The 18796-nt window shown below is 68.3% G+C and carries 2 protein-coding genes (1 of these 2 running past the window's edge); both read right to left on the bottom strand.

The window, feature by feature from the left end:
• On the bottom strand, positions 1-11859 hold the full coding sequence (locus tag AB0H61_RS22325; protein WP_357307465.1) for an SDR family NAD(P)-dependent oxidoreductase: 11859 nt from the start codon (positions 11857-11859) through the stop codon (positions 1-3).
• Positions 11856-18796, bottom strand: partial view of an SDR family NAD(P)-dependent oxidoreductase gene (locus AB0H61_RS22330; RefSeq protein WP_357307467.1) — the end only. It continues 14833 nt past the right edge of the window; only the last 6941 of its 21774 coding nucleotides appear in the window; its start codon lies off the right edge, out of view; it ends in the stop codon at positions 11856-11858. Before AB0H61_RS22330 ends, AB0H61_RS22325 begins: the two co-directional genes overlap by 4 nt.

The following is an 18796-nucleotide window of genomic DNA, read 5'->3' on the forward strand; positions in this document are numbered from 1 at the left end:
TCATCGCGCCGCCTCGACGGTCGATTCGGCCGCCTTCGACGCCGGGATATAGCCGACCTCCGCGCAGTGGGCCAAATAGACCTGAACCAGTTGTTCGGTGGACGGACATTCGATGCCCGCCGCGCCGAGCACCCGCCGGGTGTACGCGCAATCGGCGTAGGAGCTCTCCTCGTAGTGGATGAAGCCGAAGAGCTCGATGCCGTACTTGAACATCTCCAGGGTCTGGCTGTCGTAGACCTCGTCGGTGCCGCGGCGATAGATCTCCCGTTCGGTGACCCGGCGATGGAATTCCTCGAGCGGCACGAGATCGACGTCGTACCCGGCCTGTTGGACGTAGCGCACGACGTCGTAGTAGCGCCGGATGTCTGGATTGGTCAGGTGATAGGTCTCCCGATAGGTCGGTCTGCGCAACCCGATGTGCACGATGGCCGCGCTGACATAGTCGACCGGCGAGATGTCCCAGTACACCGGCGTCAGCATCGTCTCGCCGCTCTCGATCATCGTCTTGAGGATGTCGTAGTAGACGCCCTTGACACTCACCTCGGAGAACGGATACCGCCCGGTGACGCTGTCGCCCATGATGTTTCCCGGACGCACGATGTCCCACAGCAGACCGCGCTCGCTCGCCGCCCTGATGAGTTTCTCGGACTCGTATTTCGTCTGCTGATATGGCAGATGGTCGTAGGCCTGGCCCAATTCGAGGTCGCGCTCGGTGAACGGCGGGTTGTTGAAGTTGAGCCGGTCACCCAGCACGCTGAAGCTGGAGACGTAGACGAGATACTTGCCACGCGACTCGAGCGCGAAATCAACGGCGCGCCTGGTGCCTTCGACATTGATCGGGGCGAGCGCGTCGTAGAAGGTGACGAGCGTGGTACGGCCAGCGGCGTGGATGGTCAGGTCGACCTCTTGCGCGATGCTGCGCCAAGTCGACTCGTCCAGGCCGAACAGGTCGTTCGATACGTCACCGAGCACCGGCGTCACCCTTGCCGCAAAGGCGTCGTCGAGGGCGCCGTCCGGGTCGTAGGTGGAGAGGAAGTGCTTGATCCGTTTCTCGGCCGCCTCCAACGAGGTGCCGCGTACCAGGCAGGTCACCCGGACGTCGGTCTGCGCCAGCAGATCGTGCAGCACCTTGCCGCCGAGCACACCGGTAACGCCGGTGATGAAGACCGATGCCACCGCGATCGGTGCGTCCATGGTGACGACGGGGATTTCGACCTGCGCATCGACCGAGCGTGCGTCGGCCGTGCCCTGCGGAGCACCGATCGGCGCGGTCGAGGATGCGATGATCCCTTCGGCGACGAGGTAGTCGGAGAGCGCGCTGATCGTCGGGTACAGCTCGATCGATTCGGCCGGAATCTTGACCTCGTGCAGCTTCATGAGCCGGTTGAGCATGCGCACCGTGGCCACGGAGTCGAAGCCGAAGTCGACGAACTCCGCGTCCAGCTCGAGCTCCGCCGGATCCGTTTTGGTGAGATCGGCGAAGATATCGCGGATCTGCTCCTGGAGCAGTGCGCGCAACTCGTCGTCGGATTCGCCGGGCACCGCGGGTTCCGGCTCGGCCACGATCGGCGAAGCGGCCACTACCACGCCGTCGCCATCCCCGGTATGGGCGTTCACCTCGCCCGCCGGGATAGTCTGCGCGGCCGCACCATTGGGCCGGTGGCCGTTGTGCTGACCGGCACCGGTCAGCTCCGGGTGCTGCGCGACAACCGTCTTCGCGACGAGTGTCGACATCCCGGTGGGCGCGGTGCGGCGGCGGTAGTCCTCGGGCACGATCCAATGCCTGCGTCGCGCGAACGGGTAGGAGGGCAGGCTGACGATGCTGCCGAAGGGGCGCTCGTAGACCCGTTCCCACTCCACCGTCCACCCCGCGGCCCACAATTCGGCCGCTCGCGGCAGGTTGCCGGAGCGCAGCAGGCCGCGCAGCTCGGTGCGGTCCGCCTCGGATTCACCGGGTAGCTCGTCGAGGTCGCGATGGGTGCGGGCCACGCCTCGGAACACCAGCAGCCCCGCCGCGGGCACCTGCGCGGCCGGATCGACCGCACTCTCCAGCAGTTCGACCAGTTCCGCGGTGGAGGTGGCCACCACGGCAAGCCGATGCTCGAACGCCACCCGGCCGACGGCCAGTGTCCAGGCCACATCCGCGAGCGGCAGCGGGTTCTCGCGCAGCTGCCGAGCCAACCGGCCGACCCCCTCGGTCAGGCGGTCGGCGTCGCGCGCCGACAGCACCACGAGCCGCGGCTGGTCATCCGCCTCGGACGGTGGGAGCTGGTCGGCGTCGGTGAGAATCACATGGGCATTGGATCCGCCCGCACCGAACGAGCTGACAGTGGTGATTCGCGGTGTGCCATCCTCGGACCGCGGCCATGCGGTGGGTGTGTCGATGATCCGGAACGGGGTCGCGGCGAAGTCGATCGCCGGGTTCGACGGGTCGCTGTGCAGGTTCGGCGCCATCGTGTCGTGCCGCAGTTGCAGCAGCGCCTTGACCACACCCGCCACACCCGCGGCCGCCTCCAGGTGCCCGACACTCGATTTCGCCGAGCCGATACCGCAGTAGCCCCGGTCGGTCGTAGACCGGCGGTAGGCCCGTGTCAGCGCCGCGATCTCGATCGGATCGCCGAGCGCGGTACCGGTGCCGTGTGCCTCGACGTAGCCGATGTCGCGGGCATCCACCCCGGCAGTGGTCAGCGCACGGCCGATGAGATCGGCCTGTGCCGTGGGATTCGGCACCGTGAACCCGTTGGTACGACCGCCGTGATTGACGGCGCTGCCCCGGATCACGCCGTAGACCCGGTCTCCATCGGCACGCGCATGCCGGAGCGGCTTGAGCACCAGGGTGACCACGCCCTCGCCCGGCACATAGCCGTCACCGCCGGCGCCGAACGAGCGACAGCGGCCATCCGTGGAGGCCCATCGTCCGTAGCCGAGCAGCAGGTACTTCCCAGGATGAATCGACACATTGACGCCGCCCGCGAGGGCATAGGCGGATTCACCGCGTCGCAGACTCTCGCACGCGAGATGCAGGGCGCTCAGCGAGGCCGAGCACGCCGTGTCCACCGCCAGGCTCGGACCGCTGAAACCGAGGTGATACGAAACCCGGTTGGGGATGGCGAAATAGCCGGAGATCGGCACACCGACGAAGGCTTGGTACTCGGCGTACCCGACACCGGCGAAGACACCGGCGTCGACCAGTCCGCGGGCCCCCGCGGTCGCCCGCACCCGGTCCGGCGTGTAACCGGCGTCTTCCAAAGCAGCCCAGGATGTTTCGAGGAACAGCCGCTGCTGCGGGTCCATCTCCTCGGCGTCTTTGGGAGTGACACCGAAGAACCGTGCGTCGAACTTGTCGACGTCATCGATGAAACCGCCCCAGCGCGCGTAGGTGGTGCCGGGCTCGTCGGGGTCGTCGGAGTGGAAGGCGCGGTGATCCCAGCGGTCCGGCGGCACCTCGATGATGCAGTCGCGGCCGGCAACCAGGTTGGCCCAGAATTCTTCGATATCCTGTGCCATCGGGAACCGGCCCGCCATGCCGATAACGGCGATGTCGTCGTTCTCGTCGCGTACGGGGCGCATGGCCGTGGGGTCGACGGCGGCCGTGGGGGTGGTGTCCGCCGATCCGGCCGCCGTAGGGGTCGAGGCCGGGGCGTCGGGCGTGAACGGCGGGGTGGCTTCGGTGCGCAGCGCCACCAACCGTTCGGAGTGCTCCTCGGCGAGGTAGCCCGCGATATCCCGGACGGTTTGGTACTCGAAGAACAAGGTGCTCGGTAGCGGGCCGAAGTCGGTCTCCAGCCGATCATTCATTCTGCTGATGAGCACGGAATCGATTCCGTAGTCCTGCAACGGAATACGTGTTCGAATCCGGTCGATATCAAGTCGGCAATACGCGGCGAGCAGACCCTTCAGGTAGTCCTCCGCGATCCGCGGGAGGGAAGCGTCCTCGGTGGACCGGACGGATCGAATCGCCTGTTCCGCGGTGGATGTCGCCATCGCGGCACGCGAGGGTGACCTGCCCTGATCGGCGACGAGCGCCGGCTGCGGCGCAGCCGTAGGTCGCGATGCCGGTTCGGCAACTGTTGTCCCCGCCGTCGCGATCTCGGATGCGGTGTCGTCGGGCACCCAGCACCGTTCTCGCTCGAACTGGTATCCCGGCAGGTGGACCCGCCGCGCGAATCCCGCCGACCAGCCCGTGAATTCGACTCGCTCGCCCGCGACCCATCGCCGCGCGGTCTCGATCGGATCAGCGAGCACCGTCGCGGCATGTTCCGCAACCGTGGTGTCGGAGAGCAGGCCGGTGAAAACGGTTGCCGGAGTGTCGCCTTCGATGAAGTCCGCCAGCCGTGCGGTGAGGCCGTCGACGGAATCCGCGACGATCGCGAGTCGGTGCTCGAAGGCCGCCCGGCCGAGGGCGAAGGTCCGCGCGATATCCGGGAGCGTGACCTCCGGGTGCGCGGCCAGATACCTGCGCAGCGCCCGCACCGCGCGAGTGAGGCTGCCCGCCGTGCGAGCCGAGAGCACCACCACTTGCCGTCCATCGCTTCCGGCATTTCGGTGGGGTGCCCGAGCCGACGGGTAGTCGTCTACGACGAGATGGGCATTGGTGCCGCTGAAACCGAAGGAGCTGACGGCGGCGCGGCGCGGCCCGTCCGGCCACGCACGCAGGTCGGTATTGACGAAAAACGGCGAATTCGTCAGATCCAGTAGCGGGTTCACCGACTCGACGTGCAACGACGGGGGAATCTGCCCGGCGCGCATGGCCAGCAGCACCTTGAACAGGCTGGCCATTCCGGCCGCGTGCGAGGCGTGCCCGATATTCGATTTCACCGAGCCGATCGGGATGGTGCCTACCGTGTCGGTGTAGGGGCGGAATGCCGAGGTGAGGGCCGCGACCTCGATCGGATCGCCCAATCGCGTTCCGGTGCCGTGTGTTTCGATATAGCCGATACTCGACGGGTCGATGCCGTTGACCCGATAGACCTCGAGTTCCAGCTCGGTCTGGGAGCGTGTGCTCGGCGCGGTGATGCCATTGGTACGACCGTCGTGGTTCACCCCGATCCCGCGGATCACCCCCTGGATGGGGTCACCGTCACGTTCGGCCGCGGCCAGTGGCTTCAATACCACCACGCCGACGCCTTCGGCGATAACGAACCCGTCGGCGGCCGCGTCGAAGCTCGCGCAGCGGCCGTGGGGCGACAGCATCCCCATCGACGAGGCCAGCAGGTGGTACTCGGGCGTCACGAAGACCGCCACCCCACCCGCCAGTGCGAGATCGGATTCACCGGTCGCGAGGCTGCGGCAGGCCTGGTGCACCGCGACCAACGCCGACGAGCAGGCGGTATCCAGCCCGAGACACGGTCCGGTGAGATCGAGATGGTAGGCCACCCTGGCGGGCAGGATAGCCGGGCTGTTACCGGTGAACATATGGTGCGACCCGAACCCGGCGCGGTTGCGCAGCAACGTCGCGTAGTCGGATCCGGGCGACCCGGCGAAAACACCACATCGGCTACGCCGCAATGACTTCGGATCGATCGCCGCGTCTTCCAGTGCCAGCCAGCTGTGTTCGAGGAACAACCGCTGCTGCGGGTCCATATAGTCGGCCTCGGTGGGCACCATATCGAAGAACGCCGGATCGAAGCGGTCGATGTCGTCGAGGAATCCGCCCCATTTCGAGTAGGTCTTGCCGGGTATGACCGGTCCCGGCCGGAAGTGGTCGGCGATCGGCCAGCGCGACGGCGGGACCTCGGTCACGACATCCCGTCCCTCGGCTAGGTTTCGCCAGAATTCTTCGAGATTCGCGGCGCCGGGGAACCGCCCCGACATTCCGATGACGGCAATATCCATCGACTGCGGCACGGTCCTTCCTGACGGGATCGACGGTGCAGACGGTGCGATCGTGGGGCGAACGGATGGTGCCGCGGCGGGCGTTGTGGGCGCGGATGAGATGGCGGCGGGCGCCGCGGCAGTGGGTGTCACGGCGGCGAGCGCGCCGTCGTCGGCGATCCGTCGGCTCAATTGCCGCACCGACGGGTGATCGAAGACCGCTGTCGGCCGCAGCGACAACCCGTACCGGGCATTGACCCGGTCGATGATCTTGACCGCGAGAATCGAGTCGACACCGTACTCGGACAGCGGCAGCTCCGGATGCACCTCGGCGTCCGACACCCCGATCCCCTCGGCGACCATGCCGATGACCTCGGCTTCGAGGCTCGAAATATCCACCGAGTTGCCATGATCCAGTGACGCGGGCGGGGTCCCGACGGCAACTGTGTCCTGCTGCGAGACCGCTGGCGCGGAGTCACTCACCCCCGCCAGCAGGCGGAAGCTCGGCTCCGCGTCGGCGGAGAGCCCGGGGCCCCAAGCCCGCACGCCGGTGCAGCCGGCATTCGTCAGCGCGACGCGCCACTGATCCTCGGAAAGCAAGGGCGAGTGCGCGATCCGCAGTTCGGGATCCTGATATCCGTGCCAGCCGTCGAGCAGTCCGAAGGTCAATGCGAGCACCTCGAGATCGGTGGTCGCCTCGGTGAACGCCAGCACGCCCCCGGGTGCGAGCAGACGGCGGACGTGATGCAATGCGGGTCCGATCGCACGCACCGCGTGTAAGACGTTGGCGCACACCACGAGATCCGCGTCCGCGACGGGGAATCCTTGCGTCGCCGGATCGGCCTCGATATCGAGCACCCCGAAACGCATCTCGGGCCGGTCGGCGAAGGTGCGTTTGCCGTGCGCGACGAAGCTCTGCGACACGTCGGTGTAGTGGTATTCGAACGGCAGCCCGGAGGCGACCAGCGCGGCTACCACCGCGTGCGTCGAGCCGCCGGTGCCCGCGCCGACTTCCACCACCCGCAGCGGCGCCGCATTGCCGGTCCGCGCCCGGTCATCTGCTCGCTCCTGCCCGACCGCCGCCACGAGATCGGCGAGCAGGCCGTTGGCGAAGTCATAGGCCGCGTTGCCTCGGTAGATCGCACCGACCAGATCGAGCTCGCCGCCCGGGAACAGCACCTCGGTCGCCGCTCGCTCGCCGCGCAGCACCTGCGGGTAGGCGGCCAGGCAGGCATCGAGCAGCGTCACATACGGTTCGGTCTCCGGGAATCGGGCGAGCAGGTCCGCACGCATCCACGTTGTCCCCGGCGGTGGCCCGGTGACCACGATCCGGTCGCCTTCGGCTCGCACCACTCCGTGCCGGATCAGGATGTCGAGGCAGCTGGCCAGCAGTCGTCGGAAGCGAGGTAGCGCGCCGATTCGACCGCGCACCGATTCGACCGACCACTCCCCTGCCGAGAGCCCGAGGTCGGTCAGCACGCCGAATAGTCGCATCGCCGCGTAGCGCCCCAGCTCCGTTTGTCCGGGCTCAACGATCCCGCGCTGGCGCGGAGTGGACTCGAATCGTGCCACGGCCGCGTCGAATCCGGAGTTCGGTGGCGCGATGATCCAGTAATCCTGTTGATCGAAGGGGTATCCCGGCAGCGGCATCCGCCGGGTTGGTTCGGTCCAGTCGACAGCGCCTCCCGCGACCCACCGCCGTGCCATCTGTTCGGGGGACGTCGCAGGCCCGAGTTCCGCCGGCCGCGTAGCGGCGTCCGACGTTCCGGTCAGCACGGTGCTCGACCGGTCGCCGAGGTACTGCTCGAGCGCGATCGCCACGGCATGGGGGCTGGTCGCGACAACCGCGAGCCGATGTCCCCATGCGGGCCTGCCGACCTGCAGCGTACGCACCGCATCGGTGAAATCGGCGGGGTCCAGCGCATGGAAATGGCGCGCCATCGTCTCGGCGTAGTACCGGAGCCGGTCGGCGGACCGCGCCGAAAGGACGAAGACCTCTGGTTCGCCCGTCGCCGCGGGCCGCGCCCGCTGGTCGATGAACTCCGCGAGCACCACGTGGGCATTCGCACCGCCCGCGCCGAATGCGCTGATACCCGCGCGACGCGGCACCGCAACGCCGTCGACGGTCGCGCGCGGCCAGTCTTCGAGCTGTCGCGGCAGATGGAACGGCACCGTATCGAACGCGATCGCCGGATTCAGCTCCGCCGCATGCAGGGTCGGCGCGATGCGACCGTGCCGGAATTGCAGCAGCACCCTCGTGAGGCCCGCGATGCCCGCGGCCGCCTCCAGATGTCCGATACTCGATTTGGTGGAGCCGAGCGCACGCTGTCGCCCCTCGCCGACAGGATGGCCGAATGCCACTGCTAGGCCAGCGATTTCGATCGGATCACCAAGTGCGGTGCCGGTGCCGTGCGCCTCGAGGTAGTCGATCGTCCCGGGTTCGACCCCGGCCGCGCGCAGCGCCTCGGTGATCACCTCGGCCTGCGCCCCGGGGTGCGGCACGCTGTACCCGGCGGTCTGCCCTCCGTGATTCACCGCGCTGCCCAGCACCAGGCCGTGGATGGTGTCGCCGTCGGCGAGGGCGGTGCGCAACGGTTTCAGATAGACCGCGCCGACCCCTTCGCCGGGCACATACCCGTCGGCCCCGGCACCGAACGGCCGGCACCTGCCGGTGTCCGACATCATGCCCAAGCTGCTCAGCAACAGAAACTTGTCTTGGTGCAGCAGCAGATTCACGCCGCCGACGATCGCCGCGTCACATTCGCCGTCCAGCAGACTGCGCCGGGCCAGATGCAACGCGGTGAGCGACGCCGAACACGCCGTGTCCACGGTGAGACTCGGCCCGCGCAGGCCGAGGGAGTATGACGTCCGGTTGGCAATGGACGACGGAATCGACGCCACCGCGACGGGATCGCCGTTCCGGGTGGCCTCCGCGCCGAGCAGCCGGTAGTCGCTCCAGGTCGCGCCGACGAATACGCCGACCCGCCGATCCCGGACGGCCAAATCCTCGTGGTGGTAGCCGGCGTGTTCGAGCGCCGCGTACGCCTGCTGGAGGAACAAGCGCTCCTGCGGATCCAGGAGCGGGGCATGCGCGGGCGGGATACGAAAGAACTGCGGATCGAAACCGGCCACGTCCCGCAGGAAGCCACCGGTCATCGGCGGGGCGTCGGCCGAACGTTGGGCGGCGGTGAGCCACCACCGCTGCGCCGGGACGGGTCCGACCGCGTCATGTCCGTCGCGCAGGTTACGCCAGAACTCGTCGAGGGTGTCCGCATCCGGATACCGGCCGCTGAAACCGACAATGGCGAGGGGGGTTTCGTCCTCGGCGCGGCGACTCCGCGGTACAGATACGGAAACGGGCTCGGTCTCGGCGGGTGCGCCGGGCCCCGCGGGGATCTCGGTTGGTGTCGTCGCGGGCGAGGTCGGACCTGGGCTCAGTCGTGCACGCACAGTCTCCGCGTCTCCCCAGACACAGGCTACTTGGGCGCGATCGGCCGATGCGGACGACATCAGCAGATCCAGCCCGATATCGGTGGGCAGCAAGCCGATTCCCGCCCGCCGCAATGCCTCGATCTGCTCGGTGGGCGGACGCATCCCTCCCTCGGCCCACAGCGGCCAGTTGATGCTGATCACCCGGGATGATCCCGCGGCATGGGTGTGCAATTCGGCGAAGGCATCGAGATACCGGTTCGCCGCCGCGTAATCCGCCTGTCCCGGATTGCCCAAGACCGCGGAGACCGACGAGAACAGCACCATCAGGCGCGCCTCCGGGACGGCCCTGATCAGCCACTCCGCGCCGCAGAGTTTCGGCGCGAGAACCGACCTCGCCGCGTCGCCGGCCGTGCTGGCGAGCAGTCCGTCGCGCAACTCTCCCGCGCCGTGGTACACCGCGTCGATACGTCCGAAGGTGGCGCGTGCGATAGCCGCCGCTCGTTCGACATCGGCGGCAACCGAGACGTCCGCCCGCACATGCACGGCCTCGCCGCCGAGGCCGGTGATTTCGGCCAGCAGCCTCGCCCCCGACTCGTCGAGTGGACTGCGCGACACCAGTATCAGCCGAGCCCGATAATCACGGGCGAGCCTGCGGGCGAGTTGCTTGCCGATGCCGCCGAAGCCGCCGGTCACCATCGCCACCACGTGCTGTTCGAGCGGCGAGGCGGTCGCTTCCGTTGCGGCAATGGAGATTTCCCGTGGCGTCCGGATCTCGCGCCGACCCGCGCGATAGCGGATCTCGGCCGCCGGGTCGTGGTCGTCGATGGCGAGTTCGGCGGCGATCACGGTATCGAAATCGGCTGCCGTATCACACAACACGGCCCGGACGATCGGTCGTGGCAGCTCGAGCCGGACGGTGCGCCCGAAGCCACCGATCAGTGCGTTGCTGAGCGTTCCCGGGGTCGACGTTGTCGAAAGGGCCAGTATCCGGTGCGCGGGTGCGTCCGAAGCATCCGCCATGGCTCGCACCAACTCGCGCAGCGGGAGGTACACCTGTTCCGCGATGCGGTGCGGGTCGATCTCGGCTCCGGCGAGGCGCTCGCTCCACAGGTACACTGCCGCGTCGAAGGTTCGGCCTCGGGTGGACAGCTCGGTGAGCAGTAACCGCAGCTGGTGCGGGTCGGCTGGATCGACGACGAATTCTGAAGTACCGGAAACGAATTCGGCACCGGGACGTACCCGGACGACCGTTGCCTGTCCCTCGTGCAGATACGGCTGATCCGCGGTGTCGAAGACGAGCAGGCTGCCGGGCTCCCGACGATGTGGTGAATCCGCGGGCTGCCAATCGAATCCGAAGGTGACCAGGCTGTCCCGGCGCGGTTCGACCTGCCCCGCCGCCACCGGTTCCGTGGCGGCCGCACGGTACCGCGAGCCGACGGTGTCGGCCAGATGCCCGGCCAGCGCATCGATGGTCTGGTACTCGAACAGCAGGGTCGGATAGAGCGGGTCACCGACCCGTGCCTCCAACTCCGCGGTCAACCGCAATAGTCGGCTCGAATCGAGGCCGAGTTCATAGAAGCCCACGTCGGTCGCGATGCCGGTGGAGTCGACTGCCAGCTCGGCGGCGACCAGCGCCGCCAAGTCTCCGGTGATCACCGCGAGCGGATCCCGGGTATCCGCTCGGTGGCTCGGCGCGTACCCGGCCTCCGCCGGTGCCGATTCGATCGGACCGGTCGAAGCCACGACCGGTGACATCGGCTGCGCTCCGTCGGACGCGGTCAACAACCGATGGATATCCGCGCTGCCTCGAACGCGTTTGGAGGTCAGCCGGTATTCGGCGACCGGACGGCCGGCCTCGTCGTAGAGCTGCACCTGCGCCCGCAACAGATCCTGGCCGTGGCCGCCGACCGCGGCACGCACGAACACCCGCTCCGGCGTCGGGCGCCACGCCCTGACCTCGCTGAAGTGGATCGGAATGAACGCGCTGTCGTCATCGATGCCCAGTCGATGCGGGTCGACGAACGGCACGATTGTCGACGCGTCCAAGAACGTCGGATGCAGCAGGAACCCGGGCAGATACGCCGCACCTTCGGCGCCGAGCGTCAGCTCCGCGGTCACCACATCCTCATGGCGACCGAAAACACCCGCGGCACGCATGAAATCGCGATGCTCGATACCGCGGCTGCCGCTCTGCCGATACATCTCGTCCAGACCTCGGGCCGCGACCAGCGCCGCCCGGACCGCACCAGGCGCCACGGGTACCGGATCGACACGCGAATCAGCGCGTGCGACAACGCATTCGGCGACCAACTCGATCGGGCCGGTCGGTACGCCCGCATCGAGGCGCTGTACATCGATCCGGACGCTGCCGCTACTCGCCTCCACTCGGAACGCGATGCGGACCGCGCCGCCGGAGTCCAACGCGACCGGCCGATGGAAGAATGCCTCCCGGATGACCAGGTCCGCCGGTGTATAACCGGCCGCCATCGCGGCACGCAGGATCATGTCCAGGTACACCACACCGGGCAGAATCCGCACGCCGTGCACCCGGTGGTCCCGCACCACCGGATCGTCCGCATGGACAGTGGTGGCAAAGCTCTCCAGTTCGATCATGCCAACGGCTCCACACGCAGGAACGACGCGGCGGGCACTTTCGGTGCGGGACCGGTGGGCACCGGGGGAAGTACGAACCGGGGCCCGGGATCGGCCGATGTGCTCGGAACCGTTTTCGGCAGCATGAAGCTCCTCTTGCGGAAGACTGGTGGCGACAGCGGGTTACGCACCGGGCGGTGCCCCGCCGGTGCCTCTTCGACGATCAGGTGCGCGTTGGTGCCGCCGAACCCGAACGAGCTGACGCCCGCGGCACGCGGCCTGCCGTCGGCGGTGCGCCACGGGCGCAACTCGCGGTTGATGTACAGCGGTGACCCCGCGAACGCGAAACGCGGGTTGAGGTTCTCGCAATGCAGCGAAGGCGGCAGCGCGGCATGGTGCACCGCGAGAATCGTTTTCAACGCACCGGCGATTCCCGCCGCCGAAAGCAGGTGGCCGATATTGGTTTTCACGCTGCCGACCGCACACGGCTCCGGACCGCGCGAGCGGTCGCCGAGCACGGTTGCCAAGGCTTTCAGTTCGATCGGATCGCCGATCATGGTGCCGGTGCCATGTGCCTCGACGTAGGACAGTGCGTCGGGAGACATGCCCGCCGCGTCGAGGGCGGCGGTGATGACCTCGATCTGTGCGTGCATATTGGGGGTGGTGATGCCCATCGTGTGCCCGTCATTGCCGATCGCCGAGCCGCGCAGCACCGCGTAGACCCGGTCCCCATCGCGGACCGCGTCGTCGAGTCGCTTGAGCATCAGCAGTGCCGCGCCCTCCCCTGGCACGAAACCGTCGGCATGCTCGGAGAAGGTGGCGCAACGACCGTTCGGGGACAGCACACCGGCCGCCGCCAGCGTCAGGAACGGTGTCTCGTCCAACAGCACCTCGACGCCACCGGCCAGTGCCGCGTCGAGTTCGCCCGCGCGCAACGCCTGGCAGGCCAGGTGCACCGATACCAGCGACGACGAGCAGGCGCTGTCCAGTATGAGATTGCCCGCGTGCCAATCGAAGTAGTCGGAGATGCGAGCGGCGATGAAGTTCTGCCCGATACCGACAATGGTGTGCCGGTCGGCGACCGGGATGCGGTTGAAGTAGTTGGCCGTGCGGCTGCCCGCGTACACCCCGATCCGGCGGCCCGAGAGCTCATCGCGGGAATATCCGGCATCCGCGGTCGCCAGCACGGAGGCTTCCAGCAGCAATCGCTGGAGGGGATCCATTTGCCAGGCGAGCGCGTCACCGATCCCGAAGAACTCGGGGTCGAACAGGTCGACGCCGTCGACGAAACCGCCCCATTTGCTGTTGGTCAGTCCTTGACCGCCGGTCGGGTGGTAGTACCTCGCGGGATCCCAGCGCGCCGGGTCGACCTCGCGGATACCGGATTCGCCAGCGGCGAGCATGCGCCAGAACGCGTTCGGGTCGTCCCCGCCCGGCAGGCGGCAGCCGATGCCGACTACGGCGATCGGTGCCACCGACCCACCGCGCCGCTCGCCCGATACCGGGAGTGCGCCGGTGCGGTGCGCGCCATTCGTCGCGGCGTGGTCGACTGTGCGCGCCGGACCTGGATCAACCGGGGGTGGAGTCGGATTCGGCTGCGACGCCGCGGCGAACAATTCCGGATGCTGTTCGGTCAGCAGGTCGGCCAGTGCCTCCAAGGTGGGGTACTCCAGCACCAGCGCGGGGTCGAAGGGCTGTCCGGTCACCTTTTCGATGCGGCGCACCGCGGAAGCGATGAGCACGGAGTCGGCGCCGTACTCCTCGAAGCGCTTGTGTCCCTCGAAACGGGCGGGAGCGAGCTTCAGCTCGTCGGAGAAGATCCCCAGTAGCTCTTGATATGCCCGGCTCGGCCCGCCGCGTGCAGCGGCGTCGACGGCGGGCGGGACGGAGGGCGGAGCCGCGGCCGATGTCGATGCCGCCGCGGGCTTCGACGGGCGGAGCGAGAGTTGCAATGGTGCACCGTGATAGGGCAATACGACCGGCGTGTCGGCCAACCCGAGCATGCCATCGAGCAGATCGAACCCCTCCGCGGCCGTCATCGTCGGCAGTCCGGTCGACCGATACGCCGACGTCGTCACCTCACCGAACCCGGTGCCACGGAAAGACGGCCACTCGATCGAACGGAACCAGGTCCTGCCGGTGGCGTGCTGGGCCTCGGCGAACCGGTCCAGGTGTGCATTGGCCATCGCGTAGTCGGACAACCCAACCGCGAGACCTGGCAGGACGGCCGAGACGGAGGAGAACAACACGAAGAAGTCCGGCCGATCCGCCGCGAGCACCTCCGCGAGCACCTCCGTTCCGGCGATCTTCGGCGCCAGCAGGTCCGCCACCGCGGGCGCGGTCTTGCGGACGAATGCGGGGCTCTCCGCGGAAACACTTCCCGCGCAGTGCAATACCCCGCCTATCGGGCCGAGCTCGCGCCGCACTTCCGCGAAGAAACGGGTCAGCGCCGCCGCGTCGGTGAGGCTGCCGAAGTAGGTGCGGATCGCGACGCCTCGGTCGCGCAGCGCGGCCAGTCGCCGCACCTTGGCCGCCTCCGGCCCGTCGGCGTCGGCCAGCCGAGACCATTCGGATTCGGGTGGCAGCGGCTCCCGTCCGAGAACCACCAGCCGCCGTGCGCCGCGCTCCACCAGCATGGCCGCGAACTCCGCACCGAGGCCGCGGGTTCCGCCGGTGACAACGTAGGTGCGTGCGGGATCGACGACGAGTCCGGTGCGTGGCGTCACCGATTCGAAACCGACAGTTTCGCGCTGCCCGGCCCGGTACCGCACCCGCGGAGCGGCATCGTCACCGACGGACGCGCACTCCGCACCGAGGATCTCGATCAGCGAGTGCGGATCCGCACAGACGGTGGCGCGGTGGTCGACCAGATGCACGGTTCGGGTGTGCACGTCACCGATCTCGTCGGCGAGCGCCGCGACCAGCCCGGCGAGCGGTGTGCACTCCGAACCGTCGACGCCCGGATTGCCCGCTGCCACGTGCAGCAGGATCAGGGCGCCTGCCCGGGCGTCGATCACTCCCTGGTACAAGCCCATTCGGCCGAAATCCGTCGTCGGTCGGTGGCCCGGAGACAGCGGGGCGAGGTCGCAGAGATCGATCACGCTGCCGGTATCCGGGTATCGAGCCAGCAGCGCACGGCCGAGCTCAGCGCCCGCGGCGAAATCGGCACGGTCGAGGTCACCGCCGCGTGCGGCATCGGCGACCCGGATGAGGCGCTTCGGATCACCGAGCGCCGCCATGAGCGCCTCGACCAGGGATGCCGGTGTCGCGGCGTCGTACAGGACCACCGGCCGGTGGTCGCGTACATCACCGCGGCCGGGCGTCGCGGGCCGCCAAACGGGAATCAGCGCACGCCGTTGATCGCGCCGGGAAACCGTATCGGTCTCGGTATCAATGGTTTCGAGAGCGACATTGGCAGCGTCCCGATATCCGGCATGCGCCCTGAGATCGGTGGCACCGACTTCGCGACCGGTGGCACTCGCTCCGGGGACGGGTGCGTCGATCGCCGTCGAACTCTCGTGTCCATCCGCTACGTCGGGGATCCAGTACCGTTCGCGAGCGAACGGGTAGGTCGGCAACGGGATGCGGCGGTGGGGACCGTTCTCCCGCACCGTCTCCCAATCGATCTCACCGCCGTTGAGCCAGCCCGCGACGCGGTGATCCGCGGCCGCGCGTGCGGCACCGCGTGCGCCGGGGGCATCGTCGATCCAGGCGCGTACCGCCACGCGGAGCTCGGCCAGGTCGCGGGCTTCGAACGCGGTCCGTACGCTGCTCGCCAGCCTGCCGACCTGCATCGTGTACGCCAGATCGGCCAGGTTCGGCTCGTTCGTGGACAGGAAACGATCCAGTGCGGCCACGTATTCGGCGAGGCGCTCGGCATCCCGTGCCGAGACGGGCACCACCTGATCGCCATGCCACCGGGTGACGGGCCGCTGATCCACGTACTCCTCGAGCACGACGTTCGCATTGGAACCGCCCGCGCCGAATGAGCTGATCGTCGCACGTCGCGGCTGCCCGGGGCCGCCCGACGGCCACGGCAGCGGTCGCTCGGGAATACGGAACGGAGTACGCGCGAAGTCGATGTTCGGGTTGGGTGGCGTCGCGTGCAGTGAGGGCACGATCGTCTCGTGGCGCAGTTGCAGCAGCACCTTGGTCAGTGCCGCCACGCCTGCCGCGGCTTCCAGATGCCCGACGTTGGACTTCACCGAGCCGATCGGCAGCTCGACCCGTCCCGTACCACCGAATACCTTTGTCAGGCCAGCAATTTCGATGGGATCGCCGAGTGCGGTCCCGGTGCCGTGTGCCTCGATGTAGGACACGGTCTCCGGATCGACGCCGCCGGTGCGCAGCGCCGAACGGATCACCGCCGCCTGCACCGTCGGATTGGGCACGGTGAAGCCGTTCACCCGGCCGCCGTGGTTCACCGCACTACCCTTGATGACCGCGTGGATGGTGTCGCCGTCGGCCTCGGCATCGGCCAGCGGCCGCAGCACGAGCGCGCCGACACCCTCACCGGCCACATACCCGTCGCCCCCCGCCCCGAAGGAACGGCAGCGCCCGTCGGTCGAGGCGAACTGCCCCTGGCTCAACGCCACGAATTTGTACGGGTGCAGCGACAGGTTCACCCCGCCGACCACGGCCAACCGGCACTCCCCGGTCCGCAGACTCTGGCAGGCCAGGTGCAGCGCGGTCAGCGAGGACGAACAGGCGGTGTCCACGGCCATGCTCGGCCCCTGGAAATCGAGCGCGTGTGACACCCGGTTGGCGACACTCCAGAAGGTCGATGCGGGCAGGGTCCCGCGGCCGAGCCGCGCCTCCTCCGCGCCGAACATCTGATATGTGCCCCACATGATGCCGAGGAACACCCCGGCATCCTCGGGACGCAACCCGCCACGCGCCAGATCCGCCCTCGAGTGACCCGCGTCTTCCAAAGCGGCCCAAGCGGTTTGCAGGAACAGCCGCTCCTGCGGATCCATCACCTCCGCTTCACGCGGCGAGATCGCGAAGAACAGCGGATCGAAACAATCGACATCGTCGAGGAACCCGCCCCACTTGGTGTAGGAGGTATACGGGTTGTGCCGATCAGGGACGAAGTACCGCGAATGATCCCACCGCTCTCGCGGAATCTCGGTAATGCAGTCGCGCCCCTCGAGCAGCACCCGCCAGTACTCATCCAACCCGTCCGCCCCCGGATACCGACCGCTCACACCCACGATCGCGATATCCCCGGCGCCATCGCTCGGACGATCCCGCCGCGACGGCGCGGAGAGCGAGAGATCTACTGCCCGAACGGTTTCCGAAGCCGAATCGCTCATTGCAGCCTCCTGTGTACCGTTCTCGTCGAACGCGGGACCTGCACGACCTGCCTCATGCGGGACACCTTTTGCCGATGCGGGCGGGCCGGGGCGGTAGGTCTGGACGGGAAGGTCGGGCTGTAGTGGTCGCGAAACCGCATCCGGTGCCGCCCCCTCCGTTGACGAACTCGCCGCGGGGAAGCCGCGGTGCCGCGCATCCGGCTCTGCGCCGGCGGGACCCAATTGCACAAGCAGATCGATCACCGCGCGCGGGGTCGGGTATTCGAAAGCCAGCGTGGCGGGCAGGCGGTGCCCGACGGAGCGGGACAGCTCGTCTCGAATCTCGATGGCCGCCACGGAATCCAGGCCGAGTTCGTGCAGTGGACGATCGAGGTCGGCATCGGGAGTCAGGCCGATACAGCGCCGGACCAGTGCCGCCATCTCGGCGTCGAATCCGTTTCGCTCGTGGATGAGACGGCGCTCCACCGGGACGGAAGACGGGGCGGGCGGCGGTGTCTCGCCTGCGGCCAGGCCGGCCAGTACGTCGGGCACTTCGGCACCGGACCGATGCAGGGCAGACAGGTCGAGCGCCAATGCCGTACGGGCACCACTCTCCGAATCTATGACGCGCGAGAGGATGTCGAACGCATGACGCTCGGAGAGCAGGTGGTAGCCACGGCGCGCGAGGCGTTGCACATCGTTCTCGCCGAGACGATCCATCATGCCGGTTCCGGCCCAAGGGCCCCAGGCGATCGACAGCGCGGGTAAGCCGACGGCTTGGCGCAGCTCGGCCAACCCGTCCAGGAATGCGTTGGCCGCACTGTAACTGGATTGGCCGGGCAGGCCGACCACCGCCGACGCCGAGGAGAACAGCAGGAAGAACCGCAGTGCGCGCGGTGCGGTCAGCTCGTGCAGATGCCAGGCGCCGTGCAGTTTCGGAGCGAACACCCGGCCGAGTCGGGTCGAGGTCTGCTCGGCGATCACCCCGTCATCGAGCACACCCGCCAGGTGAACGACCCCGGCCAGCGGTGGGAGTTCACGGTCGATCCAGCCCAGTGTCGCCGCTACCGAGGCACGATCGGCCACGTCGAGGGAGCGCACCTCTATCTGCGCGCCACGTTCCCGCAGCTCGGTGATCAGCTGGATTGCCGTGGCGTCCGGTGCGCTGCGCCCGGCCAGGACCAGGCTGCGCGTGCCGCGCTCGACCAGCCAGCGGGCCAGGGTCAGGCCGATTCCGCCCAATCCCCCGGTGATCAGCACCGTCTGCGCGGTGGCCGCGTTGTCGTAACCGTTCCGTCCGGGCTCCCGCGCCGGTCGGAGTTGCGATGCCGGAACAAGCCGCGGCAGCAGCCGTTTTCCGCCACGTAGCGCGAGTTGCCGGTGTGGTGTGTCCGAGAGTATCTCGGCGACAACCGCGTTCACATTCACTGCGGTTCGATCGTCGAGATCTATGATTCGGCAGCCGATTTCATGCTGCTCGAGTTGCGCGCTGCGGGCAAAGCCCCACAGTGCGGACTGATCCGGCGCGACCCGATCGGAGGCGTCCACGTACTGGCCGTTGCGGGTGAGCAGCCACAGCGCGGGTTCGCCGGTGACGGCCGCGGCCTGCACGAGGTGCAGCGCGCCCACGACCGCCTGCTGCGCCCGATCCGGCGTCGTAGCCT

It is taken from the genome of Nocardia sp. NPDC050710 (assembly GCF_040654375.1).
Classification (GTDB): domain Bacteria; phylum Actinomycetota; class Actinomycetes; order Mycobacteriales; family Mycobacteriaceae; genus Nocardia.